Here is a 24,380-nt window from a genome sequence, read left to right as displayed (position 1 = left end):
TTAGAATGCCGAATCATCCGCGCAGATAATGATCACAAATCTATGTTCTTTGTCTGCTACGCCCGAGGGATACTTTTTCAATGAACCAGTTGTGTAAATTTTTGCGGTACCCATCTCACTCGACGACAATCTTACTGCTGAGCCAGAGCGAGTTTCTTTCAGCTCGGGTGCCCCGTTTATTATAGTCATTGTATAGAGCTCATCGCCAGTGGATTGGCCCTCAGTAAGTTTTATGACTTCGCCTAGTTGCTGAGCTTCGCCTTTGAATACGTGCCCTAATCCCGCAGCGTAGTAAGCGCTGCAAGCTTCCCCAGCATATGAATATGAAGATGCCAATAGTGTCATGAGTACGATAATTTTTTTCATAAGTGTTCTCCTTAGTTGTGAAGATACTTAAGCGAAAATCGTGCCCACTTTTCAAAGGAATGAGGATGTAAATTGATGTCGAATTATCATTCGCGAAAGCACAAAATGTGTCGCAGATGTTGCCAAAAAAATTAAAGCAACATCTCGTTTTAGGGACAACAGGTGATCCAATGATCTCACACTTTTTTTAATTTTCTTCTTCTGAATATTCGATCACTTGAACCGTGCGCTCTTTCTTTATCTGATTCAGGCGCTCGTTGACTTGTTCAGCTAATTCTTCCAGATGTTTAAATTCATCTCCCGCGCGAAGTTTTAGCGGCGTTGATGTTCCATCTAACGACATTTTTAAAAAACGTTCAAAAGCATAAAGAGGTCCCGCGATTCGGTGAGAAATCAATCGTCCCACCGCAAATAAGATCGCGCAGAAGGCGATACAAATAATTACAAACGTAATCACGAAGGGCACCAAGAACTTATTTACTAAGAAGGCATTATTGCCCACAAGTTCTTGAATCGTCACTCGCATGTAAGTGTAAGAAAATACCAAACAGATCAGAGTCAGGCTTAGTCCCACGGCCATAAGGATAAAACAATACTTCAACTGAAACGGCATATTGACCCAGTACTGTTTGCGCACGTTGTTTTCCGGCCAAAGAAGTTCACCTTCGCGAATGATCGCATAAACGATCAAAGCATAACCAACCCATTGCAAAGCATCGGCGATGTTAAAGGCGGGGCTAGAAAGGGACGGAGTTCCGACGACGATGAAGTCGACAACATAACCCCAAACGATACGATCGGTGACGTTACCAATAATGCCACCAATTAAAATCGACAAACCTGTTCGTAAGGTCAGCGATTTGATCGGTAGAAGATATTGAATCAAAGCATACGTGCAAAGAAGGAAAGCTCCACCTGTCGACAAAGATACAACACGCAAAACGGAGGGAAGATCTGAAAAGAGACCCAGCATCGCACCATGGTTATGGTGGAGAACGAAGTGGACAGGACCGAAAGATTGCAACTGAGTGATTCCTGTCGCCCAGAGTTTAGTGATGCGGTCCAAAGACCACGTCGCCAGAAGAGGAAGAATCACGATGAGCCATTCACGTTTTTTCATGAACTTCAGTCTAACAATTCACTCTGGTTCTTGCGAAGAAAAACTATAACAATTAACATGGGCTAGACTCCTGGACTTAGTCCTAACACACAGAGGAACAGTATCGTGAAATTTATTATTGCCGCCGTCTTGTTGTTCTCGTTTTCGGTTCACGCTCAACCCGTTGAAGCAAACAAGTTTGCGGATGTGGAAAAAGAGTTTCAATCGTTGGCTAAAAAATTCGGTGTGCAGCTTTCAGATCTTGGTATGTATGCGACGGTGGGTGAAGGCCAGGATATGAAAGTTCTTCTGGATATAAACAGCAAAAAAACGATGATCCCAGCTTCCATTTCAAAAGTCGCGACAGCTTCTGCGGCGTTGGCGCATTTTCCTCCGGGTCATAAATTTAAGACACAATTGCTGGCAAGCGCTGAATCGAAAAACGGTGTTCTAAAAGGAAATCTGTATCTGAAAGGCGGCGGAGATCCTTCCTTTGTCTCTGAAAACATGTGGTATTTGGTGAATGCTTTCACGCGCAACGGTATCACGCGCATTGAGGGCGATATCATCGTCGATGATTCTTTGTTCGACAAAGTTCGCTATGATGTGAGCCGCCAAAAAGAACGTGTCGATCGTGCGTATGATGCACCTACGGGAGCAATGAGTTTTAACTGGAACTCGGTGAATATTTTTGTGCGCTCGAACGGAAAAGGCAACGGTGCGGATGTTTTCATTGATCCCCAAAACGACTACATCCGTTTGGTGAATAAAGCTAAAACAGTGGCGGGATCAGACAATAAACTTTTGGCGGATCGTCAGGACGATAAAAAGTTTGAAGGGGACGTGATTCACGTCGGCGGTTCCATCGGACAGGGCCTAAAGGAAGTCGTGATCTTTAAGAACATCACGCAGCCCGACCTTTGGGCAGGTTACAATCTGAAATCTTTTTTAGCGCAAAGGGGAGTTCAACTTACCGGTTCAATCAAGAACGGTGTCACACCAGAGAAGGCCGACGTTCTTGCAGAGTCTGAAAGTAAAGCCATTGAACAAGTTGTCGCGGACATGAATAAGTTTTCCAACAACTACGTGGCTGAAATGCTGACAAAGAATTTAGGCGCAGTGAAAAAAACAAAGGGTGCAAGTCTTGCTGATGGAATGCAAGTTATCAATGAGCACATGCAAAGTCTGGGTGTTCCTGCGGATCAATACCGCTTGGAGTCACCATCAGGTTTGACGCGCGAAAATAAAATGTCGTCGTTTGCAATGTGGAAAGTGTTGCAGCATTTGCGCAATGATTTTCAAGTCCAGCCGGAGTTCCTCACATCCTTGCCCATCGCTGGTATTGATGGCACGCTCAAAAAGCGTATGAAGAATTCCAAGGCAGAACGTTGGGTTCGTGCTAAAACGGGATTCTTGACGAATGTCGTTTCTCTGGCGGGATACGCAGGTATTGAAGATGGGAATGTGATCACATTTTCATTTATCTATAACGGGTCTACAGATGAGGCGAAGATTCGTTCGTTTTTTGATAATTTGCTTATCTATCTAGTAAAATAAGCCGATGAAGTGACTGGAAGGTGAACGTTAGATGAAGAAAATCACTGTCTCAATTTTATACGCGGGTCTTTTGATTTCTCCAGTGGCATTTGCGCAGAACGATATTGCAGGTCAAGTCGTTCCACAAGTTCTCGGTCGCAGCCCTGAAGAAAGTCGTCCATGGCGCGCGCCTGTATTTAAAGACCAGAATTCGGCTTTGGGTTACAAAGAAGACGCGTTTGCTATTCCTAAAGGAATGGAAAAACAGGTTCAATTCTGGATTGATATCTATACCAAATATTCTACAAACCAAGGTGTCATCCATGACGCCGAAAATGTAGAGACTGTGTATGAAGTTGTGGATCTCACAGGTCTAACGACTGAGCGTGAAAAACAAAAGAAAGTCGATGAAGTTAAAAACATCATCGGTTTAAAGCTCACTAAAGAAGAAAAAGATCGTTTGCGTTTTCAACTGGGTCAAAAAGACCGCATGCAAGACGCGATTTTTTATTCGGGCCGTTACTTAGAGGATATGGAAAAAATCTTCCGCGATGCCAATATGCCGATCGAATTGACCCGTTTGGCGTTTGTGGAAAGTTCTTTCAACATCATGGCAAGGTCCAAAGTGGGCGCGAGCGGTATTTGGCAAATCATGCCGTACACGGCTCGTCCATACAGAATGATTTCTCCGGTGGTGGATAAAAGAAATCACCCGCTAGAGGCGACTAAATTGGCGGCAAAGCTTTTGCGCCAAAATTACAATATGCTCGATTCTTGGCCTTTAGCGGTCACTGGTTACAACCATGGACCGACAGGCGTTTTGAAAATGACAAAGAGCTACGAAACTCGTGAATTGGGAGAACTTGTGCAAAATGTGAAGTCTCGTAAGAGCTTCGGCTTTGCCTCTAGAAACTTCTACGCCAGTTTCCTAGCCGCTCTTGAAGTAGAAAAGAACGCAGGCAAATACTTCGGCTCTGTTGTATGGTCAAAGCCTTTCAACTCTCAAGACCTGAAATTGCCAGTGTCCGTAAAATATAAAGAGATCGTTAGCTGGTTTGATGGCGACGATGAAAAAGCGCAAATGTACAACCCACATTTAACGCAAAAAGCCCGCAAAGGAACGCCGATTCCTGCACAGACAGTGATCGCGATTCCGAAAGACAAATACAATATCGCCCTCATTTCGCTCGCGAGAAAAAATAGAACCGTCGCGATGGAAGATAACAAAAAGAGCCCAAGATAGCTCTCAAAAAAAAGCCTCCAAACGGAGGCTTTTTTTATTCCCGAAATTGTAAAGGTTTAGATAAAGTCGCCCTTTGCGCGAGTTGCAGAAGCTCCGACGGTGGCCGTTGCTACTGGATTTTCAATATCTAAATATTTAAAGAACAATTGAGTGATTTCATTCACGATGCCCTGATCGTGGATGGCTTCCGGCTTATCGATCGACATTGTGTTCACAAGTCCAATAAACGCATTTACAACAAGATAAGAAACCTTATCCATGTCGCGACCTGGGATTTGCGGAAGATTGTAACGAACCACTTCTTGGAAGAAGCGGATGGATTCAGAGATATAGGCAGCGTCCGCTACGTAATACTGGATCGTCGTTAGCTTGGCACGAAGCTCTGAATTGCGGCGGATTGTTTCCACGGCAAGTTCGATCATGCCTTTCACGCGTTGTTCCGGAGGAAGGGGAGAGATGGCGCGCATTTTTTCGCTGATCAAACGCTTGTCTTCTTCAATGATATTTTTAACAACAGCTTGAACAACAGACTCTTTGTTCCCGAAAAATTGATAAAGAGAACCGATGCTCACGCCGGCTTCTTTGGCAATTTTATCTGTCGTGATTGAATAGAACCCTTCAGAAATCAGCAAACGAGAACAGGCATCTAAGATGGTTGCGACTGTTTGACGAGAACGTTCCTGAGTTGGTGCTTTAACAATAATCTTAGTCTTCTTCGCTTTTTCTTCCATAGATTGAGTCATGATAAGAGGTATCCCTTTCTAGGATTTACGAGTCCTATGAGGACAGAATAGGGACCATTCATTACAACGGCAAGTCTGGTTTTTTGCAAATTTGTAATAAATGACACTAAAGTCTAGAATGCGAGTGAGATTAGATTCCCCCGAAAAAATTATTGTAACTCAGAAGAACAATACTGAATTGCTCGGTCTGCGTTGGCGGGATAGCTCATGCTGTCTGCGATTTTTTTACACTGTTTTACAGTGATCGTTTTGTTGAAACGGCGAAGACATTCCCAACGAGCTTCATCTCCTGAATCAGGATACTCCATCGATTTTGAAATCGCAAAACACTCTTTCAAAGTTGGGCGAAGATCGTACAGACAAACCAAGCGTGCATCTTCAGCGTTGGTTGAATACTCCATAGACTTTGCAACATTCAAACACTGAGTGACGTTGATTTGCCCTTTCTTGTGCTTCAAACATTTCATGCGCTGATCATCTCGTTGATCCATGGCAAGGCGGCTGTTCTTAACGGGAATGTGGCAAAGCCCCTGCGCATGGACTGTCGTCACAGAAAAAGTGCATAGAATTAATACCGCCAACATCAGCTTGTGCATACGTGTCTTCATCGACGGCATTAAAGTGCAAAAAAGAGACTTTGTAAGCCCCCTTTTTATTTGTTTTTAGGCATTTGGTCCTGTCTAACTTTGAAACACTCACCCAAAAAGGTCCGCCTTCTCCACCCCCGGAATGGATTTATGTTCTTCTAGACCGCAAAGTTGACCACCGTCATGTTATGGACGCGAATCTCCTCATAGGATTAAATGGAGTCATCAGCAAGGAGACTAAGATGAAATACTCAACTGTTAAAAAGCCTCTTGCGGTTTTGGCGGCATGTCTATTAGCCGTTGTTGCAAACGCCGAAGAAAAAATTAAAGGTGAAGAAGTGGCAGTATTAACTGACGCGCCTGAAGTTCCACCACCTATCACTCGTAAGTACCCAACAAAAGTCATTGTGAATCTTGAAACAAAAGAAGTGAAAATGCGTCTCGCTGACGGAGTGGATTACACTTTCTGGACATTCGGTGGAAAGGTTCCAGGTAAATTCATCCGCATTCGTGAGGGAGACCACGTGCAGTTCCATTTGCACAATCATCCTTCCAGCAAGTTGCCACATAATATCGACTTGCATGCTGTTACAGGACAGGGCGGGGGAGCGGAAGGTTCCTTCACAGCTCCGGGCCACAGCTCAACTTTCAACTTTAAGGCGTTGAATCCGGGACTCTATGTTTATCACTGTGCAACCGCACCTGTGGGTATGCATATAGCTAACGGTATGTACGGTTTGATTTTGGTTGAACCTAAAGAAGGTTTGCCTAAGGTGGATCGCGAATTTTATGTCATGCAAAGTGAGTTCTACACTAAAGGAAAATACGGAGCCGCGGGACTTCAGCCGTTTAGTATGACTAAAGCTGTTGAAGAAAAACCTGACTACGTAGTCTTTAACGGAAACGTAGGCGCTCTGGTTGGCGACAAAGCGATGAAAGCAAAAACTGGCGAGACTGTGCGCTTATTTGTCGGAAACGGCGGTCCTAACCTCGTGTCTTCATTCCACGTTATCGGGGAGATCTTTGATAAGGTTTATGTCGAAGGCGGAAAGTTAGTAAATGAAAACGTGCAAACTACTCTGATTCCTGCCGGCGGATCTGCCATCGTGGACTTTAAGTTGCAGACTACTGGGACTTTCATTCTGGTCGATCACTCGATCTTCCGCGCCTTTAATAAAGGTGCTTTAGGAATGATCAAAGTGGAAGGTGACGCCGATAAGGAAGTTTACTCGGGTAAAACTGAAGACGGTATTTATCTTCCTGAGGGTGGTGTGATCCAAGAAGTGGGTGACGGTGCTCCAAAATTAATTCCAGCGAAGAATATCGAAGAAAGTATTGCTCGCGGAAAAAGAATTTTCGAGTCGTCTTGCTTTGCCTGCCATCAAGCGAATGGTCAAGGTGTGCCGGGAGCATTCCCTCCTCTTGCGAAGTCGGACTTCCTTAATAACAATAAAGACAAAGCCATCTCAGCGGTCGTGCATGGTTTAGAGGGAAAAATCACTGTAAATGGCAAAGAGTACAACTCCATTATGCCTGCCCAAGTTCTTTCTGATGAAGAAGCTGCTAACGTGTTGAACTATGTTTACAGCGCTTGGGGTAACTCAAAGAAAAAAGTAACTCCTGAAGAAGTGAAAGCAATTCGCGCTTCAGGTAAAAAGTAGGTCTGTTATGAAGCATCTCAAGAAATCCGCATGCAAAGTCATTCTGATTCTTGGGATGCTTATGTCTTTGCCTGGCTGGGGAGCGGACATGATCCTTATCCCTGCAGGTTCGTTTCGAATGCCGGCGCTTCTGGATAAAACTGTTCATAAAGTTTCCGCGTTTTACATTGATAGAAATCCTGTCACTAATGCGGAATATCTTGAATTCGTGAAAACTCATCCTGAGTGGCGCAAAAGCAAGGTAAAAAAAATATTCTCTGACAATAATTATTTGGAATACTGGCAAGACGATCTCAACTTTGGAGAAGCTTCAATGGCTTCGTCCCCTGTCGTGCGCATCAGTTGGTATGCGGCTCGTGCTTATTGCGACAGCCTTGGTAAACGTCTGGCGAGTATTGATGAGTGGGAATATGTCGGACTTGTTCCTTACAAAGATAAAAAAGATCTGAAGTCTGTGATTTTAGAGTGGTACGGAAAAAGTGCCGAGTGGCCTTTGCCTGCTGTCAGATCTGGTGCATCCAATAATGACGGTGTTTACGACATGCATGGCCTTATTTGGGAATGGGTGGAGGATTTTAATTCCTCCATGGTGACTGGCGAATCGCGGGCCGACGTCGCTTTAGATAGAAATTTATTTTGTGGCGGAGGTGCCGCCTCCGCTGCGGATCCTGCCGATTATGCGGCCTTCATGCGCTATGCTTTTCGGAGCAGCTTGCAGGCGAAATACACAGTCAGAAATCTTGGATTTCGCTGTGTAAAGAACAAGGAGTGATTATGTTTTACCTAAGAGATTTTGTGTTAATAGCGAGTCTGGTTTCTGCTCTGTCTGCCTCAGCGGTTCAAGCCCACGAGCATGAACATCAGCATCACGACAAGAACGAAACCTCTGAAGCCGTGGAACCAACAAAGCTCAGTGAGGAGTCTATTTACAACTTAGGTTCAGAACTTTTGGATTCGAATGGAAAAAAAGTTTCTATTGTTTCTTTAAAAGGACAGCCGGTGGTTATTTCCATGGCTTATACAAGCTGTGCCTATGCTTGTCCTTTGATTATCTCTCAGATGCAACAACTGGAAAAAGAAGTAGAAGCTCAGGGTTTAAAGGCACGCTTTGTGATCGTAAGTTTTGATCCCAAGGTGGACACTCCTTCTGTGATGAAGAAATACGCAGAGAAAAGAAAGCTCAGTTCCCGTTGGAATCTTTATACTTCTTCCTCCGATAAAACACCGCGTGAAATCGCCAATTTACTGGGAATTAAATATAAAAAGATGGAAGGCAACGATTACGACCACTCTTTTATCATCACAGTTCTCGACAAAGATGGTGTGATTCGTGGCCAGCAGATTGGCGCGGATAAAGAACCTAAAGAATTAATAAAATTTTTAAAGAATTGATATCGATCAATGTTTTCCTAAAGAGAATCTCTTAATTTGAATTAAGAAAAAGGAGATTCTCTTATGACCGATTTCGTCATTGAAGCCCAAAAGATTCCAGGCCCCGAAAGACACGCCTTTATTTTTCAAAGTTTCGACAATTTGGAAGGTGGAGAAAGTCTAGTGATCGTAAATACTCATGATCCAATCCCGCTTTTAAGACAGTTTAACGATTTAAAAGGCGGCCAGTTTGAACATGAATATCTGGAGCAAGGCCCTCAGACGTGGAGATTAAAAATCACTAAGAAGAAAAAAGAAGGATGTTGCGGGTTCTGTGGAGACTAAGTCAGAACTCTCTCGCACATGATAAAGAGGCACCCGTCCTCTTTATCAATGTGCATTTTTAAAAGACGGCAGTAATCGTCATAAAGAAGTTGGAAAAATTCTTGATGGAGATGAGCGTTCTCCGGTTCCAAAAGAAAAAGAATACTTTGCGCCAGATCCGCCCCTATCACATGTTCCTCAAAAGGAATGCTTAAGGGACTTTGCAGAGTCAGCCAGTCAGGCACAGGATAGTTCTTAGGGCGAAAGGACGTTTTTGTATAAAAAGTTTTTAAATGGTTCTGCATAACTCCAAGGGGATCTAATTCAAGCCTTACACCCATAAAAAAAGTGCAACGCGGCCCTCCTTCGTGAAGGCATCGCTGAGTTCTCAAAAAAGGAAACAATTCTAGTTCTTCGAGGGGATGATGTTCTTGCTCAACAAAATGAATGAGGTCACGAACCAGTTCAGGCTGGTTCAACATCTTCAAAATCGTCTGATGTTGCAACCTGAGTGTATTCAGGAGTTCTTTCATCACGAACCTCCTTAAGCTGTTGATAGTTGATAATGGCGATGTGCCGGTCCACGGTTTTAATCCATCCCTTTTTATTCCAGATACTAAGGATGCGAATGACAGTTTCCGCCTTGGTTCCCACCCGTTGCGCAATATCTTTGCGGGTCAGTGGTATGAGGATCTGCGATCCGCTTTTTTCACCTTGTCGATCCAGAAGTCGCAGCAAAAGATCAGCGACCCTTTGATGAGTGCGCACGTTTTCCATACAACGGTCGTGCTGGAATTCAAGGAAGCGTTCACTGATTTGTCTTGTGACAGTGGCACGAACGCTGTCGATCTTCATAAGAACGTTTAAAAAATAATTTCGTGAAAACCGCAGGAGTGCTGCATCTTCATTGGCGACAGCAGTGGCGGGATAAACCGGGTAAGTGAGTCCTGCCATCGCGATCCCTAGAAACTCTCCGCGATTTAAGAAATTGAGTATAACCGGAGAGGAATTAGAACCCTTCTTTTGAATTTTAAAAGATCCATAAAGAACGATATAGAGATCCTGTATCGGCGTATCTTCTTTGAAAAGAATTTCCCTGTTTTTGACATAAACGATTTCAAAATGGGATGACAATTCTTTCAATGATGTTTCACCAAGAGGGTTGAATGAATCCAAGCTTTTGAGTCTTTGAGTTACGTCTAACATAGCAACCTCAAAATGAAGTTCTCATGTCTATGCCGCGCTTTCTATGATCTGGATCAAGTTTCTTTCGGTCGATTCAATTCAACCCCGGGGGTGGAACTGTATGTATTTGAAGCGGTTCTTGATCCGGATCATATTTCAAGAAAACTTCTTTGTTTAGGATGACGTTGTTAAGGTCAAAGGAGTTTTCATGTTATCAAAGTCGGCCGCTAAGAAGTTTTTTCTCATCGGTACCATTGTCTGTTCCGGATGTTTTGTTATTTTAACGATAGATACAATTCAACGAGTGCCTAAACAAACGCACTCAGAGAATATCACTCCCGAAGTCATTCACGGAAAAGATTTGTGGGACCACAACAACTGTATGGGGTGTCACACGATCATGGGAGAAGGAGCTTATTATGCTCCCGAACTCACCAAAGTTTATGAACGCCGAGGAGAAGCCTTCATTAAATCTATGCTTAAAGACCCGGCGGCAATGTATCCAGGCCAAAGAAAGATGCAGAAGTATAATTTTACAGAGGAGGAGATCAATTCTCTGGTGGCGTTCTTAAAATGGATCGGAGAGACGGATCTTAACGGTTTTCCTGCAAAGCCTGATCTCGCGCCGGCACCGGCTCCAGTAGCGACGACTCTAACGCAGTCTTCTCTTCCGCCACGTCCTGCAGTTTTTGATCAGGTTTGCGTTGCATGCCATATGTTGCAAGGAAAAGGAGGCTCTGTGGGACCGGCCTTGGATGGTGTGGGCAGCCGTAAAGAACATGCCTTTTTTGTTTCCTGGTTGCGCGATCCAGTCGCGGTGAAGGCAGACTCTAAAATGCCAAAACTGCCTTTAACCGACGAACAAGTTCAAGAACTCGCAAGTTATCTTTCATTGTTGAAATAAGGATTCTGTTATGAAATTTAAAACACAGAAAATAGCCTACTACTTCTTTGCCGTGTGCATGCTTCTTTTATCTTTACAGATTGTCTATGGATTTATCATGGGCTTTGCCCATATGGGATACGACGGCTTACACAGTGTCATTCCTTTTCACACGGCACGCGCCACCCACACGAACTTATTGGTAATGTGGCTGCTGGCGGGATTTATGGGTGCCGCTTATTACATCACGCCGGAGGAATCAAACCGTGAGTTGATTCTTCCGCAACTTGCCTACGTGCAATTGGGAGCGTTTGTTGCCGTGGGCGTAACAGCGATTATTGGCTTTCATTTTAATTGGTGGGAAGGAAGAAAGTTTTTAGAAATTCCGCGACCGCTGGACTATCTTGTTGTTGTCGATGTTCTCCTTTTTATTTTCCTTATCGGAGGAACAATCTGGAAAGGCCGAAGATATAGCACGACGAATATGGTTCTCTTTTTTGGTTTGTTGAGTGCGGCTTTGCTTTATCTTCCGGGAATGATTCCGACAGTCAATCAGACAATGGACTCTTACTGGAGATGGTGGGTTGTTCACTTGTGGGTTGAAGGCGTATGGGAATTGGTTATGGGGGCTATCCTCAGTTTCCTTTTGATCAAGCTCACGGGTGTAGATCGCGAAGTTATTGAAAAATGGCTTTACGTCATTGTCGGCTTTACGTTTCTTTCAGGAATCTTAGGGACAGGACACCACTATTATTTTATCGGGACTCCTCGTTACTGGTTGATGATCGGCGGACTCTTTAGTGCTCTTGAACCGGTGGCCTTTTTAGGAATGGCGATTTACGCTATTGCCATGGCAAAAAAGGGAGGACGCCAACATCCCAATCGTTTGGCCCTAACATGGACCATTGGGTGTGCCGTGATGTCATTCGTTGGAGCTGGTTTTTTGGGCTTTGCGCACACACTCCCCCAAGTCAATATTTACACTCACGGAACGCTGGTGACGGCTATGCACGGGCATCTTGCATTCTGGGGTGCTTACGCCATGTTGGTTTTTGCAATGATCGCTTATGCGATGCCGAATCTTACGGGCCGAAAACTTTATGACAGCGGTTGGAGTGCTTTCGCTTTTTGGACTTCTAACATCGGCATGACCGCAATGACGGTCGCCTTCGGAATCGCAGGTGTCGCACAAGTCTACTTGGAAAGAAAAATGGGCATGGATTTTCTTTTAGTACAAAAAGAAATTGAAGTGCATTTCTTGGGGCTCGTTCTTGCCGCCGCTTTATTCAGTCTTGGAATTTTCGCCTTTATTTGGATCTTTATTAAGTACGGATTGCCCAAAGGGAAGGTAGAAAATGCTGGCACCCACAATTAAAGGACCTTTTTATCAGGTTGTTGCAGATGAAGAAGAAATCTTCGACAGCGCCTATCGCAATCAATTGCCCTTGATGTTGAAAGGGCCTACAGGATGCGGAAAGTCCCGCTTCATTGAATCCATGGCGGCTCGCAGAGGGCGTCCTCTGATTACTGTCGCCTGCAATGAAGACACCTCGGCGACCGACTTATTGGGACGATTTGTTGTCAAAGGTGGAGACACCGTTTGGCAAGACGGTCCGGTCACGCGTGCCTTACGCGAAGGTGCAATTCTTTACTTGGATGAAATCGCTGAAGCTCGCGAAGACGTGATTGTGGTCCTTCATCCTTTGACCGATCACCGTCGTGCCATCACGTTGGATAAACTCAATGAAGAAATCAAAGCCTCGCCGGAGTTTATGCTCGTCGTGAGTTTTAATCCGGGATATCAACGAGGACTCAAGGAATTGAAACCTTCCACAAGACAAAGATTTGTGGCCATGCATTTTGATTATCCTCGTCCCGAACTCGAATCTGAAATTGTAAAAGCGGAATCTCAATGCTCCTTGGAAGTGGCGCAAAAGCTGGTTCGCTTTGCGGGAAAAATTCGCAATCTCAAAGAGCTGGGTTTGGCGGAAACAGCATCAACCCGGCTTCTTGTCGATGCCGGGAAGTTAATACGTGATGGATTGGAGCCTCGTCGTTCCTGTGACGTCGCTATTGTTCAACCTCTCACGGATGACGGAGATATTATGACGGCCTTACAAGATGTGGCCGCCATGATTTTTTAGAGTATGGGCCTAGATGAAAAGTTTTTTTCTTTTGGTTACAGACTTTTTAAAAAAATCTCGGCGGACCCCATGCCACCGCACTATGAGCAAAGGGCGGATTTAAAAGAACTGGAGACTCGCCTTCAAGTTATTGCTAAATCTCTTTGCGGCGAACCTATTCAAATACACGAGGCAGAAAAGATCGGTGGCTTTTCGGGCGTCCATTTTTATTATCCAAAATCTTTGTGCCCACTTTCATCAAAAAGATTGAACGAGTTGGTCTATATTCAAAGAACGCTGTTTTATAGTTCCGCCAAACAGTTGGGTTTTTGTTTGCCGCCGCGCGAACTTTCGGAAATTGAAAAGAAAGTTTACACCTGTTTGGCGGTTCACCAAATCTATAAGGTTATTACCTTGGAGTTTCCAGGCACAATTCAAGTGATTGAAACTTTAAGACAAGGAACCTTGGCGGAACTGCAATCGCTCTCAGACCAAGATCGAAATACACAAAATGGTATTCTCGCTCAGTGGATTTATGATCTTTTGTGTGAAAGCCCCAAAGACAGCTCTTGGAAAAGTATTTTGTATAACACCCATAAAAGTACTTTCAGTTTTTGGAAGTTCGCTGATGCTGTTTATCAAACTCATTTTGCCTCACTTCCTTTGGGGCCCGCAGTGGCGGAAGAAGCCTTTGTGCTCTGGGGTCTTCTTATGTCTCCGAATCCTTTTTCCGAAGAGACGGAAAAAACGGACGAAGAAACGACTACCGAGGCATTAGCTAATGGAACAGAAGTGCAGGGAAAAAATCGTGAAGACATTGTGCAGGTGCATCTTGAAGAGCAAAAAGATACCAATAATCCTGTGACCCATTCTTTTGAAAAAGCAGAAACTTTAGAAGAGTATCAGGGGGGGATGCGCACCCAGGACGGCGACGACGATTTGCAAGATCACGCGGAGGCTCTGGAGGAGTTAAATATGCGCGAGGTGACCCGAAGCCGGGAAAGGACGCAGTCGCTTTATAAAGCGGATGTACGGATGCATAGTGTGGCTCCGGATCTTTTAAGCAAGGAAGATTTACCGGTTTCGCCTCGTGTGCATTTTTATCCCGAGTGGGATTTTAAGAAAAAAAGCTATAAAGAAAATTGGTGTCGGGTTCAGGCCCGCATTCCCGAGGCAGGTACGCCCTTTCAACTGGCTGAATCCTACACCAAAGAAAAGAAAGAAATTGAAAAACTCTTTCAACAGGTTCGCTCCAAGCCCCTTTGGAAAAAAAGGCAGCGCGACGGGGAAGAGCTTGATATTGATGCCTTAGTCACTCGACATGCGGATCTAAAAAGTGGGAACTCCGGAGAAGACCGGTTTTACATTCGCAGTAAAAAACATCACAAAGACTGGCAGTGCCTTTTTTTAATTGATAGCAGTCTTTCAACGGACTCATGGGTCGCCAATGAAAGAATTTTGGATGTTATAAAAAACAGCGTATGTTTGATTGGCGACGCCTTTACAAAAGAGCCAGAGTGTTTAAGTGTCGCAGCCTTTCATAGCAATACCAGACATCAGTGTGTTTTTGAAGAACTCAAAAATTTCGAAGAGTCTTGGCCTGAGTTTAAGAGAAAGTTAAATACGCTAGAGCCCGTCGGTTACACGCGGATCGGTCCCGCTTTACGGCACAGTTTAGAAATTCTGAAAGTTTCTCCGGCACGACATAAGCTTATCGTTTTGTTGAGCGATGGCAAGGCGTCCGATTACGATCAGTATGAAGGCCGCTACGGAATGGAAGACATCAGGCAAGCCGTGCGAGAAGCTCACCAACAAAATGTTCTTATTAAATGTTTGGCGATCGAAGAAAAGGCCAAGTTTTATCTGCCGCAAATGTTTGGGCTCGGACACATTCAAATCTTGCCCACCCCCCATAAACTCCCTCAAGCGTTGACGACGCTGTTGTTGCCACTGCTTCATTAAATGAAAGGTAAGACAGAATGCAATTCCGGCAGATTTGGATAATTTCTATAGCTTCGTTGCTATTGGCAACTATGGGGATCGGAGCTATGACCCGACTGACGGGCTCGGGTCTGTCCATTGTGGAGTGGAAACCTGTCTCTGGAATTTTCCCGCCATTCAATGAAAGTCAATGGGTTCATGAATTCAGTAACTACCAACAATATCCGGATTTCAAATCGCGCCCTTCATTGACTCTTGATGAGTTTAAAACTCTTTTTTGGTGGGAGTTTATTCATCGACTGGTCGCACGCTCTCTACTTTTCGTTATTCTTGTTCCGTACGGTTTATTGTTCTTATCTGGAAAATTAGAAAAGCGACATCATCGGAAAGTTTTTGGTCTTTTAATTTTAGGCGGCATTCAAGGCTTTTTAGGATGGTACATGGTGAAAAGCGGTTTGGTGCAAGTTCCCCGGGTCAGCCATTTTCGGTTGATGGTTCACTTTATATGGGCTTGTGTGATTCTGGGATATCTGGCTCAATGGCTTGCAGAGGAACAACAACAGAGCCATAACCTATCTGTGCGCTCTCGCAGCTTCGTGCAAGCTCTTTCTTGGCTCTGTTTGGCACAAATGGCTTTAGGGGCATTGGTGGCAGGCAGCCGCGCCGGGTATATTTACAATACATTTCCTAAAATAGGCGACACATGGTTGCCAGTCCGCTTTGTTATTTTTCCTAGTCTGTGGGAAAACTTTTTTTACAATCAAATCAATCTTCAGTTCTTTCACCGGATGGGAGCATGGATATTACTGGCCGCCGCCTTTTATTCGTGGTGGAAAAAGATTTATCCGATTTCGATTTTAATCATCGCGCAGTTTTTCTTAGGCGTCCTAACGCTGGTGTTAATGATTCCACCTGCCATTGCGACACTTCATCAGCTTTTGGGAGCGAGTTTGTTTTTCTATTTAAGATATTTAAATAAAAAGAAACAAGCCGGCGAAGGTCGCGAGCAATAATCCCGTACTTGCAAGCTTCCATGCGATGTGAGCATGGAGCAGCTCCATGTAAAAAAAGGCCACTAAAAGAACTTTGATCAAAGCAAGAAACAGAGCGAATTTGACTGTGGGGAACCAGAGCCCCATTCCCAGAAACAGCAACAAAAGAGCGAAAACGATTTTATTCATGGAGGGTTCCTCCTAAATAGAAAAGTGGAAAGATAATCAACCAGACAATGTCGCACATATGCCAGAAAAGAATTCCGCCACGGACGGAAAACTCCGCATCTTCAAATTTGTTTTTATAAATTCCAAGACAAATGGATAAAAGAATAAAGACACCCACCATGACGTGCAAAAAGTGAAATCCCATCAAGAGCCAATAATATTGCCAAAAATCGTTTTTCTCGATTCCCAGGCCCAGTTCAGATTTGCTTACAAAGTCTAAAATCTTGAGAACTAAAAAACTCAGACCAAATACAGTGCTGGCAATAAAGTAGAAAAAGCTTTTGCGACGTTGATCAGCAAAATAAAATCGCACTCCTTCAGCTGCAAGAAATCCACTGAGTAAAAGGCTCAGGGTGAATATCAAACCATCGCGTAAATGCAAATGTCCCGTCTCTGCTTGAAAGATTGTTAAGTTGAAGTGCCGGTACCTGGCAACAATCGTGATAAGAGCGCCGAACATAAAGATTTCCATGAGGACAACCAGCCACATCAAAAATCCACCGGGAGGATTGAAAATTTCTTCAAAAGAAAATTTTTTGTCGAGAGAGTCAGAAGTTTCCATGCGACGACTATCGCAAAAATGAAATGGGGGTGGAAAGTCTTATTCTGGATCTGCATGACGGAGATCATGAAAAATAAAAAACATTATCGGGGACGGTCGCGTTTTTGATTCAGATCATGTTTCTCAATCTGCCTAGCAGATTAAATAGAGACAGTTTTAAGGAGACAAAATGGAAACGTTTAAAAATGTCATCGTAGGAAATGTTCTGGGAACCGTGATGGTCGCGGGAGCTGCCATTGGAATTGTAGGTAGTTCCATGGTTATTTGCGGGGCTTGTGCCATAGGTCTTATATTAGTTGGCGGTTAGTAAATATGAAACTTAGTTTAAGGTTAAAAATAATCGGACTTGTTCTTGTTCCAATGCTTGCCTGTATTGTCTATGGCACATTTTATTTAAATTCCCATTGGCGAATTTTCAAAGAAGCACAAGCTATTACTGAAAACGGAACTTTGATAAAGAAGAATTCAGAGCTTCTCCATCAGGTGCAGCTTGAACGAGCCAAGAATTCTTTGTTTCTCGCAGGAAAAATTCATGAAGATGAGTTGAACAGCCAAATCGAAATTGTCGATTCAAAATGGCGTGCAGTTCAAGAGCAAGTCGATAAAATTCAATCCAAAGAATCATCGGAGTCCGTGTTGAAAGAAACTCGAGCAGGGTTGGAGAAACTGCGAGGCTCAGTAAGGACCAAATCTATTAGCGCCGCTGACGCCACAAAAGAAATCACCGGACTAATCAGCCTCCTGATCAAACTGGACGTATTAGTCGCTACAGATCAGTCGTTAAATGGCGTTGAAATGAATTTTCTGAGTCTTACGATTTTGGAGATGGCCAAAGAATACGGAGGCAGATTAAGAGCTAATCTTTTGAATACGTTGGCAGCGGATAGCCCTATAACGATCCAAGATATTTCCAAGTTGGAATCTTTACGAAGCGGGATCAGCGTCAATTTAGAAGCCCCGAACCTGGTTGTCTCTGAAGCTGCACGCACTCAACTTGACGATTTTCGGAAATCCCCTGCTTGGCTGCGAGTAGAACAAACCTACGCCAAAGTCGTCAGTCGGGCCGCAGAAGGCCACTTCGGAGAAGACCCCGCGCAATTCTATGAATCTATCACTTCGTCGTTAAATGCCCTTGGCGCGGTTGTTTCCTTTGAAGTCGATAGCGTTAATAAAAAAGTCGAAGAGCTGCGGTCTTCCGCCTCTCACTTATTCTTTCTTACGCTGGCCTTTCTTTTAGGAATTGTTATTTTAATTTCAATTTTGGGTGTGATAATCATTCGAAACCTAACAACATCTCTTCACTCCGCTGTAGAAGACCTTTCGCACGCGGCAGAGACCATCGCTTCTGGAGGACAACAGTTAAATGCCGCAAGCCAACAGGTGGCCAACGGTTCTGTGCACTCCGCAAGTGCTCTCGAAGAGGTGGTTGCGTCTATTGAAGAAATCAATAGCATTGTGACGCAAAATGAACAAAAAGCCCAGCATGCAGCAAATATCTCAGAAGAAGGATTTAAGGCGGCTGAAAACGGAAAAGCCCAGGTGGCAACTCTTGTTCTGGCGATGGAAGACATTTCTAAAAGTTCTGACAGGATTGAAGAGATCATTAACGTCATCGAGGATATTGCTTTTCAAACAAACTTGTTGGCCTTGAATGCCGCCGTGGAGGCTGCAAGAGCCGGCGAACAAGGAAAGAGTTTCGCCGTTGTCGCCGACGCTGTACGTGCGCTGGCATTGCGCAGTTCTTCCGCCGCCAAAGACATTACAACGCTTATCAAAGAAAGTTCTGTGAAAGTTCAAGATGGAGTTCACCGAGCTATACTCAGCCGGGAATCGATAGAGACGATCGTCAAAATCATCTCCGACATTTCTCAGATCAACACTGAAATCGCAGCCGCGAGCTCAGAGCAAGCGGTGGGTATTCAACAGATTAGTAAGGCCATGAATGAACTTGATTCGTCTACGCAACAGAATGCTTCAGCGGCCGAAGAGGTTTCCGCTTTTGCGGGGCAAATGAGACAGCAAACGGACAGTATAGAGCATCTCGCGATTGGTTTGACTGGTCTTGTAGAGGGGGCCTGAGTCATTCATGACCGACATCATATTCTAAGAAATGAATCGTTGATAATTTATTTAACAGAGCAGAGATCATGAATCGCATGACATGCAGATATAAGGAGTCATTTATGACTGAATTTAGAAAAGTAGTATTAGCGGCAATTTTATTCTCCGGGGTTTGGGCACAAGCGGCCGTTCACGAAGTTAAAATGCTCAACAACGGTAAAGACGGCATCATGGTTTTTGAGCCGGGTTATTTGAAGATCAACAAAGGGGACAGCGTTAAGTTTATCCCAACTGATGCGGGTCACGACGTTTCCTCTGTTGAAACTCCCCAAGGAATCAAACCGTGGAGCAGTCCTTCCGGAAAAGCATTCACGGTGCAAATGAAAGAAGAAGGTCTTTACTTATTTGAATGTAAAGCCCATCTTCCGATGGCTATGGTCGGCGTCATTCAAGTTGGCAGTGCGAAAAACTTGGACAAAGTAAAAACAAAAGCGCAAGAGATGTCGAAGCAGTTTGCGATGAACAAAGATCGCCTTGATAAATATCTTGCACAGGCAAAATAAAAAATTCCCGTCCGGGAAGGCGCTCAGGTGGGATTGCCTCATCCCCCTGAGTGCTCAATCAGACTGACTAAAGAATTCGGGGCAGCTTCCACGGGAAGTTCCAGATCAAAGACCAAACCACCACCGCCAGCCTGAGGAACAAGTTCTCTATTTGTATTTAGAATTTTTCCGACTACAGCTTTCTGTATTTTGTGTGGAGAAATAACTTCCACTTCATCGCCGGTGCGCAACCGGTGGCGGGTTTCAACTTTTAAAAAATCTGAATTTTCAGATTTACCAAGAACAACGCCGGCGAATCTTTGCGTGTAGTGACGTGATGTTGAATGACGGTACTCTTGAGAGTGATAACTTAAATTCCCGGTGACAAATCCTTTGTGATAACCGCGATTGGGAATTTTTGAAAGTTCGAGCAAAAGATTCCGGTCGAAGTCCTTTCCGGCGGCCATGTCGTCAATGGCCTGACGATAAATTTTAGCAACCATCGAAGCATAATAAAGGGATTTAGTTCGCCCTTCCACTTTGAAGGAGCAGATACCCGCATCACGCAGCTCCCGAAGATGCTCGATCACACAAAGATCCTTGGCGTTCATAATGTAGGTGCCGTTTTCGTCCTCATCAATTTGATAGAACTGTCCTTTGTTGCGCAGATCTTCGAGGTAATATTCTTCTTCTTTGCTTGTTTCCGCTTTATGGATGTTGTAGCCGTAACGGCAACTGTTGTCGCATACGCCCTGATTGGCATCACGGTAACTCATATAATGAGAAAGCAAACAGCGGCCTGAGTAAGCGATACAAATAGAACCGTGTACGAATGCTTCCAGTTCAATATCAGGAACTCGTTCATGGATTTCTTTGATTTCTTCCAGACGGAGTTCGCGGCTAAGAATGACTCGTGAGGCTCCTTGCTGCTGCCAGAACTTCACACTTTGCCAGTTCATACAGTTGGCTTGCACGCTCAAATGAATATTGACATTGGGATCTGTTTCCTTGGCTATCATCATAAGTCCCGGATCGCTCATAATAAAAGCATCGGGTTTTAGCTCGACCCATTTTTTAAAATTCTCTCGAAATGATTTCAGTTTCAAATTTCTCGCGAAAATATTGGCCGTGACATAAATTTGTTTCCCATTTTCACGGGCAAACTGGATGCCGTGTTGAAGATCTTCGAACGTCATCTCGTTTTCTCGAGCACGCAGACTGAACAAAGGTACGCCCACGTAGACGGCATCAGCACCATAGTGAAAGGCGTATTTTAATTTTTCAAGAGAGCCCGCAGGCATTAGCAATTCGGGAGTCATGGTTGGTCTCCATTAATAGGCAGGTAGTTTTAAGGGGACGCTTGTCAGAGTGCAAGGGAGGCATCCTAAAATCCGCCAGGGAGGTGGAGGAGTTTTTATTTCTTGATCTTGATCAAAGACGAACTAGGAAGGGGTCTGCTATGTTGTAAAAGGACGAATAGATGCGAGGTCATTATGAATACGACTCAGATAGACGGCTATAGATATTTTTTCCCCGCAGGTTGGGCCTTTGGAATATGGGGAGTTTTTTTGTGGATTCTTTTTCCCTGGAATGTGGTTTCTTATCCGGGACTTCGTCATCCAGAGATTATGACGGGAGGTTTTTTCCTTTGTTTCGTCTGTGGATTTTTAATGACTGCGGCCCCGAAGTTTACTGCGAGTTTTGGTCCGACAAAGTGGGAGCAAAGAATTTCTCTGACTTTGATTGCGACTTTGTTTTTAAGTCTCATACCGCGCAGTAAATTTTATTTTTACGTAGCTGTGGTCGCAGTATTTATTTTTCTAATTACATATATGGCTCGCCGTTTTTTCTCACGCAAAAACAATCCTCCAGATTCTTTTTTGTTTGTCGGATTTGGATTGGGTGCGGGCTTTTTAGGAAGTCTCATCTTGATGTTGGGTGAAGTGTTCAACATTCATAGTGATGTCTACACATTTGCGCGTTTGTTGTCTCTTCAAGCCTATGTTCTATGTCTTGTCTTGGGCGTGGGAAGTCGTTTGGTTCCAGCTCTTTTGGGGTGGGCGCCACTACCTACCGAACAAAAGAAAATGGCACCAAGGATTAAGTTATTTGTTTCTTTGGCGGTGTTGTTTTTAGGCAGTTATGTTCTGGAAGTCACGGGGTTGAATGTTATTGGGCAGTTTTTGCGGGCGGGAGTTATTACTTTCATCGCCTTCTTTTTCTGGAAGATTTATAAATTTCCGCAACGTCGTGCCTTTCAAAGTTGGTGGCTTTGGGGGTCAGCGTGGTTCATCGTTGTGGCCCAGTGGGGAATTGCTTTTTTCCCTGACTATCGTATTCACTTGCTTCACGTTGTGTACATCTCGGGCCTTGCACTGATGACATTCATGGTGGCGGTTCGAGTCAGCTTATCTCACGGCCATCACGGTCTGCAGTGGGAGCAGAACTCCAAGGGTCTTTTCCTTGGAGCTCTGTTGATTGCATTCGCGGGGCTCACACGCTTGTCGGCGGGTTTTGCTCCACATATCTATCAATCCCATCTTTTGTATGCGGCTTATACATGGACGTTGGGACTTTTGGTGTGGGGCTATCTTTTCTTGCCGAAGATTTTGCGAGTGAAGACTCCTTAGTATGGTAGTACCTCTGTGCTGCTTCCTTTTGGCGTGCGGCACTGAAGGCTGAAATTCTTTTTAAGTAGCCGATCACTCGTGTTGCATGATCGACATTTTCACTGTGACACTCAGGGCAGCGATACAAAGTCCGCTTATCAATAAAGTCACAGTCATTACAGATAGTGATTTTCACATTCACGCACCAGTAGTTGCAACCGGAACGAGCCGCGACTTTCAAAAGTTTGTAAAATCCTTCCGCACTTAATTTTTCTTCTAAGTTCAAATGCAAAGCCGATCCGCCATCAAGATATTGCATCATCTCTTTTCCGTGCAATTCCATTTTATCAAGAGCGTTGATACTCATATCTTCAACCACATAAAAATACGAATTGTAGCAATCGCGTGGAACAAAAAGTCCCTCTTTACGATCCCACTGGGCATTTTTAACACCCAGATTTTCAGCTGGAACAAATTCGGTATTGAACATATAGCCATATGTTTCGCGCGCTTTACGATTTTCGTCGTAAATGACTTTGAGCTTTTCGCGAACAAAGTCTTTGTACTCGGCACTATTTTGCACGCGTAATCCCTGCGATTCTGCCGCTTCCGTCATGCCGTTAATTCCGATGGTGAGAAACTGTTTATCTAAGGTGATAAATCCTGATGAATACGCACTAAGCATTCCCGCTTCGAGATACTCCTGCATCAAAGTGCGATAAGCGACTTGATACTTTTGCACTTTCTGAACCGTGTCTTTCAGATCAAGACCTTTTTGCACAAGTCGATTCATATTAATGGTAATGACATTGATGGATCCTGTGGCAACCCCCCCGGCACCTAACGAATAACTAAATGTATTGTCTGAAATTTCATTGCGCAAACGACAACAGCTGGCAAGACTGTCTGCGGATTCGCTCATATACATAAAGAAACTATTGCCTTCGCTAAGTTCCTTTGCACACATCATCGCAAATTCTTTGTCTTTAGGTTCGTCGTTTTCAATCAGCATTCCTGCCGTTACCACGGGAAAGGTCAAAACAGCTTTCTTTCGTTCGTCATTAAACCAATGCATAAAGTGAGCTTGCAAAGCCTTCACACTTTCCCAAGAAGGAACTTCGCCATCTGGAAATACAAAGTCGCCAAAGAGAGATTTAAAATAATATTCGTCATAAGCTGAAATATTCCAAAAAACAGACTGGTAGCCACGGGCCGCTGCTGGCTGGTTCAAAGCATAAACAACGTGCTGCAAGTGATTGTTGATAATTTTCGTGTGGGTTTTCAAATACTCTGGACCGTAATCCTTGCGGGCAAAGTGATCAAAATACATGAGCCACTCGACTGTCGCCACGGCTCCGGCAAATTGCGCGGAAACGGCAAAGACTAAATTCACGAAACATCCGCAAAAACTTTCGAGATGCTGTGGGGCTTTGGATTCACCGCCGAGACCTTTCAATCCTTCTAGTAAGAGAGGATACATTGAAATAGAAGCGCAATAAGGTTTTAGAGAAGTTTCATCATGCACATAGATCTCATGGGACTCGATTTGACGAATGTATTCGCGCGCTAAGTCAGAACCAAATAAATCAGCAATCTTATTTGAAACCAAAGCTCGATTGATCTGAATATTAATGTCCTTATTTATTTCCGCCTCCAAAGTCGCAATATTTTTATGAGTGACATTGGCATTGGCATCAAGGCGCGAACCTTCTGCGGCATTCTGCGCTTTCAGATAACCTTCGATAAAATCTATTTTATTTCTTATTTGCTCTGGACTGAGACGAATCATGTGTGTGCTCCTTTGTTTGAATTCAGGGTTGAAATAAGTGATTTAAAACTGTGTTTGTTGTGAGATCTCGAAAGATCTGATTGGTGGTGGGCGAAGAAAGTCCACCAAGCTCTGCGCGCCATGGACCAGTTTTTAAGAAAGTCAGATGGGATTTGATTTCTATTGTTACATCGTCAAGACCGGTATAAAGAGCGGTCTTGAAATCTGCAGCGCGAGCTTCTTTTAAAAATTCAACGAGTTCACGGGAATGCCATTCTCCACCCAGGAAGAGGATGCAGTCGGCCTTGCCTTGATATTGCAAAAGCAAAGTTCGATAAAATGACATGGTCAGTGGTACACCGGTTTTCTCTGTCCAAAGTTCCGGAGAATGGCAACCAGGACATCGCAGAGGACATCCGCAGACGTAGAATGCCAAAGAGATATGGTTGGGAACTTCCTGAAAGACGATGTCGTAACGATAGATGTTCATAGTTATCAATCCTTGATAACTATGACGGTAGCGTTATTTTAGAACCTATCACTAAATATTGTAGGA

At 44.1% G+C, this 24,380-nt stretch carries 25 protein-coding genes and 1 pseudogene; 15 read left to right on the top strand and 11 right to left on the bottom strand.

Going from position 1 to position 24,380, the window contains the following annotated elements:
- On the bottom strand, window positions 1-366 hold the full coding sequence (locus ACLSSO_RS15395; protein ID WP_295905943.1) for a hypothetical protein: 366 nt from the start codon (window positions 364-366) through the stop codon (window positions 1-3).
- A 187-nt stretch (window positions 367-553) separates the two neighbouring features.
- Window positions 554-1,486 carry a signal peptidase II gene (locus ACLSSO_RS15390; RefSeq protein ID WP_413943336.1) on the bottom strand — a complete coding sequence of 311 codons (933 nt, stop codon included), beginning with the start codon at window positions 1,484-1,486 and terminating at the stop codon, window positions 554-556.
- Window positions 1,487-1,591: 105 nt separating this feature from the next.
- On the opposite strand from ACLSSO_RS15390, the gene dacB reads away from it, so the two are divergent.
- Both dacB and ACLSSO_RS15380 read left to right on the top strand, forming a co-directional pair.
- Window positions 1,592-3,022, top strand: coding sequence for a D-alanyl-D-alanine carboxypeptidase/D-alanyl-D-alanine-endopeptidase (dacB, locus tag ACLSSO_RS15385; protein ID WP_413943335.1), 1,431 nt, complete (start codon window positions 1,592-1,594; stop codon window positions 3,020-3,022).
- 31 nt (window positions 3,023-3,053) lie between these two features.
- Window positions 3,054-4,244 (top strand): lytic transglycosylase domain-containing protein, encoded by a 1,191-nt coding sequence (locus tag ACLSSO_RS15380; protein ID WP_413943334.1) that lies wholly within the window; start codon window positions 3,054-3,056, stop codon window positions 4,242-4,244.
- A gap of 56 nt (window positions 4,245-4,300) precedes the next feature.
- Here the strand turns inward: ACLSSO_RS15380 and ACLSSO_RS15375 are convergent, their stop codons facing one another.
- Together ACLSSO_RS15375 and ACLSSO_RS15370 are read right to left on the bottom strand one after the other, a co-directional pair.
- Window positions 4,301-4,987, bottom strand: coding sequence for a TetR/AcrR family transcriptional regulator (locus tag ACLSSO_RS15375; RefSeq protein WP_340592897.1), 687 nt, complete (start codon window positions 4,985-4,987; stop codon window positions 4,301-4,303).
- 149 nt (window positions 4,988-5,136) lie between these two features.
- Complete coding sequence (locus ACLSSO_RS15370; protein ID WP_295899124.1) at window positions 5,137-5,583, bottom strand: hypothetical protein; 447 nt, start codon at window positions 5,581-5,583, stop codon at window positions 5,137-5,139.
- A 233-nt stretch (window positions 5,584-5,816) separates the two neighbouring features.
- Between ACLSSO_RS15370 and nirK the strand changes: the two genes are divergently transcribed.
- The 4 genes from nirK to ACLSSO_RS15350 all read left to right on the top strand — a co-directional run bounded on the left by nirK (window position 5,817) and on the right by ACLSSO_RS15350 (window position 8,951).
- On the top strand, window positions 5,817-7,235 hold the full coding sequence (nirK, locus tag ACLSSO_RS15365) for a copper-containing nitrite reductase (protein ID WP_295899121.1): 1,419 nt from the start codon (window positions 5,817-5,819) through the stop codon (window positions 7,233-7,235).
- A gap of 7 nt (window positions 7,236-7,242) precedes the next feature.
- Window positions 7,243-8,007, top strand: coding sequence for a formylglycine-generating enzyme family protein (locus ACLSSO_RS15360; RefSeq protein WP_413943333.1), 765 nt, complete (start codon window positions 7,243-7,245; stop codon window positions 8,005-8,007).
- A 2-nt stretch (window positions 8,008-8,009) separates the two neighbouring features.
- On the top strand, window positions 8,010-8,627 hold the full coding sequence (locus tag ACLSSO_RS15355) for an SCO family protein (protein ID WP_295899116.1): 618 nt from the start codon (window positions 8,010-8,012) through the stop codon (window positions 8,625-8,627).
- A 63-nt stretch (window positions 8,628-8,690) separates the two neighbouring features.
- Window positions 8,691-8,951 carry a DUF2249 domain-containing protein gene (locus ACLSSO_RS15350; protein WP_295899113.1) on the top strand — a complete coding sequence of 87 codons (261 nt, stop codon included), beginning with the start codon at window positions 8,691-8,693 and terminating at the stop codon, window positions 8,949-8,951.
- Here the strand turns inward: ACLSSO_RS15350 and ACLSSO_RS15345 are convergent.
- Window positions 8,948-9,463 carry a hypothetical protein gene (locus ACLSSO_RS15345; protein ID WP_413943332.1) on the bottom strand — a complete coding sequence of 172 codons (516 nt, stop codon included), beginning with the start codon at window positions 9,461-9,463 and terminating at the stop codon, window positions 8,948-8,950. The two genes, ACLSSO_RS15350 and ACLSSO_RS15345, sit on opposite strands and share 4 nt — an antisense overlap.
- Window positions 9,396-10,136, bottom strand: coding sequence for a Crp/Fnr family transcriptional regulator (locus ACLSSO_RS15340; protein ID WP_413943331.1), 741 nt, complete (start codon window positions 10,134-10,136; stop codon window positions 9,396-9,398). The genes ACLSSO_RS15345 and ACLSSO_RS15340 overlap by 68 nt, the downstream gene beginning before the upstream one ends.
- 187 nt (window positions 10,137-10,323) lie before the next feature.
- Here ACLSSO_RS15340 and ACLSSO_RS15335 point away from each other — a divergent pair, with 187 nt between their 5' ends.
- The 5 genes from ACLSSO_RS15335 (at window position 10,324) to ACLSSO_RS15315 (ending at window position 16,075) form a co-directional block, all read left to right on the top strand.
- Window positions 10,324-11,019 (top strand): c-type cytochrome, encoded by a 696-nt coding sequence (locus ACLSSO_RS15335; protein ID WP_295899105.1) that lies wholly within the window; start codon window positions 10,324-10,326, stop codon window positions 11,017-11,019.
- Window positions 11,020-11,029: 10 nt separating this feature from the next.
- Window positions 11,030-12,373, top strand: a complete 1,344-nt coding sequence (locus ACLSSO_RS15330) for a cbb3-type cytochrome c oxidase subunit I (RefSeq protein ID WP_413943330.1) — start codon at window positions 11,030-11,032, stop codon at window positions 12,371-12,373.
- Window positions 12,354-13,142 (top strand): CbbQ/NirQ/NorQ/GpvN family protein, encoded by a 789-nt coding sequence (locus ACLSSO_RS15325; RefSeq protein WP_295899099.1) that lies wholly within the window; start codon window positions 12,354-12,356, stop codon window positions 13,140-13,142. The genes ACLSSO_RS15330 and ACLSSO_RS15325 overlap by 20 nt, the downstream gene beginning before the upstream one ends.
- 69 nt (window positions 13,143-13,211) lie before the next feature.
- Entirely contained in the window at window positions 13,212-15,083 is a 1,872-nt protein-coding gene (locus tag ACLSSO_RS15320; RefSeq protein WP_413943329.1) for a nitric oxide reductase activation protein NorD, read from the top strand.
- A 17-nt stretch (window positions 15,084-15,100) separates the two neighbouring features.
- Window positions 15,101-16,075, top strand: a complete 975-nt coding sequence (locus ACLSSO_RS15315) for a COX15/CtaA family protein (RefSeq protein ID WP_413943328.1) — start codon at window positions 15,101-15,103, stop codon at window positions 16,073-16,075.
- On the opposite strand, the gene ACLSSO_RS15310 is transcribed toward ACLSSO_RS15315, so the two are convergent.
- Together ACLSSO_RS15310 and ACLSSO_RS15305 are read right to left on the bottom strand one after the other, a co-directional pair.
- A complete protein-coding gene (locus tag ACLSSO_RS15310; RefSeq protein WP_295899091.1) occupies window positions 16,034-16,243 on the bottom strand; it encodes a hypothetical protein in 210 nt (69 codons plus the stop codon). The genes ACLSSO_RS15315 and ACLSSO_RS15310 overlap by 42 nt on opposite strands.
- Window positions 16,236-16,844 (bottom strand): cytochrome c oxidase subunit 3, encoded by a 609-nt coding sequence (locus ACLSSO_RS15305; RefSeq protein ID WP_413943327.1) that lies wholly within the window; start codon window positions 16,842-16,844, stop codon window positions 16,236-16,238. The genes ACLSSO_RS15310 and ACLSSO_RS15305 overlap by 8 nt, the downstream gene beginning before the upstream one ends.
- Window positions 16,845-17,013: 169 nt before the next feature.
- Between ACLSSO_RS15305 and ACLSSO_RS15300 the strand changes: the two genes are divergently transcribed.
- The 3 genes from ACLSSO_RS15300 to ACLSSO_RS15290 all read left to right on the top strand — a co-directional run bounded on the left by ACLSSO_RS15300 (window position 17,014) and on the right by ACLSSO_RS15290 (window position 19,468).
- Complete coding sequence (locus ACLSSO_RS15300) at window positions 17,014-17,151, top strand: hypothetical protein (RefSeq protein WP_295899087.1); 138 nt, start codon at window positions 17,014-17,016, stop codon at window positions 17,149-17,151.
- Window positions 17,152-17,156: 5 nt separating this feature from the next.
- Window positions 17,157-18,923 (top strand): methyl-accepting chemotaxis protein, encoded by a 1,767-nt coding sequence (locus ACLSSO_RS15295; protein WP_295899085.1) that lies wholly within the window; start codon window positions 17,157-17,159, stop codon window positions 18,921-18,923.
- Between the two features lie 104 nt (window positions 18,924-19,027).
- A complete protein-coding gene (locus tag ACLSSO_RS15290; protein ID WP_295899083.1) occupies window positions 19,028-19,468 on the top strand; it encodes a pseudoazurin in 441 nt (146 codons plus the stop codon).
- A gap of 38 nt (window positions 19,469-19,506) precedes the next feature.
- On the opposite strand, the gene ACLSSO_RS15285 is transcribed toward ACLSSO_RS15290, so the two are convergent.
- A complete protein-coding gene (locus ACLSSO_RS15285) occupies window positions 19,507-20,766 on the bottom strand; it encodes a U32 family peptidase C-terminal domain-containing protein (protein WP_413943326.1) in 1,260 nt (419 codons plus the stop codon).
- Window positions 20,767-20,940: 174 nt separating this feature from the next.
- Here ACLSSO_RS15285 and ACLSSO_RS15280 point away from each other — a divergent pair.
- A pseudogene (locus tag ACLSSO_RS15280) lies at window positions 20,941-22,002 on the top strand (NnrS family protein); the annotation flags it as partial.
- On the opposite strand, the gene nrdD reads toward ACLSSO_RS15280, so the two are convergent.
- Both nrdD and nrdG read right to left on the bottom strand, forming a co-directional pair.
- The gene (gene nrdD, locus ACLSSO_RS15275; RefSeq protein WP_413943325.1) at window positions 21,941-23,845 is read right to left on the bottom strand and encodes an anaerobic ribonucleoside-triphosphate reductase; all 1,905 of its coding nucleotides are present in this window, start codon (window positions 23,843-23,845) and stop codon (window positions 21,941-21,943) included. The pseudogene ACLSSO_RS15280 and the gene nrdD overlap by 62 nt on opposite strands.
- Window positions 23,846-23,867: 22 nt before the next feature.
- Window positions 23,868-24,314 (bottom strand): anaerobic ribonucleoside-triphosphate reductase activating protein, encoded by a 447-nt coding sequence (nrdG, locus tag ACLSSO_RS15270; RefSeq protein ID WP_295899075.1) that lies wholly within the window; start codon window positions 24,312-24,314, stop codon window positions 23,868-23,870.
- Between the last annotated feature and the right edge of the window lie 66 nt (window positions 24,315-24,380).

Origin of the sequence: Bdellovibrio sp. HCB-162 (assembly GCF_047344985.1) — a bacterium.
Classification (GTDB): Bacteria; Bdellovibrionota; Bdellovibrionia; order Bdellovibrionales; family Bdellovibrionaceae; genus Bdellovibrio.
Note: the sequence above shows the minus strand (reverse complement) of the source record. Positions and strands in the feature narration are given on the sequence as shown.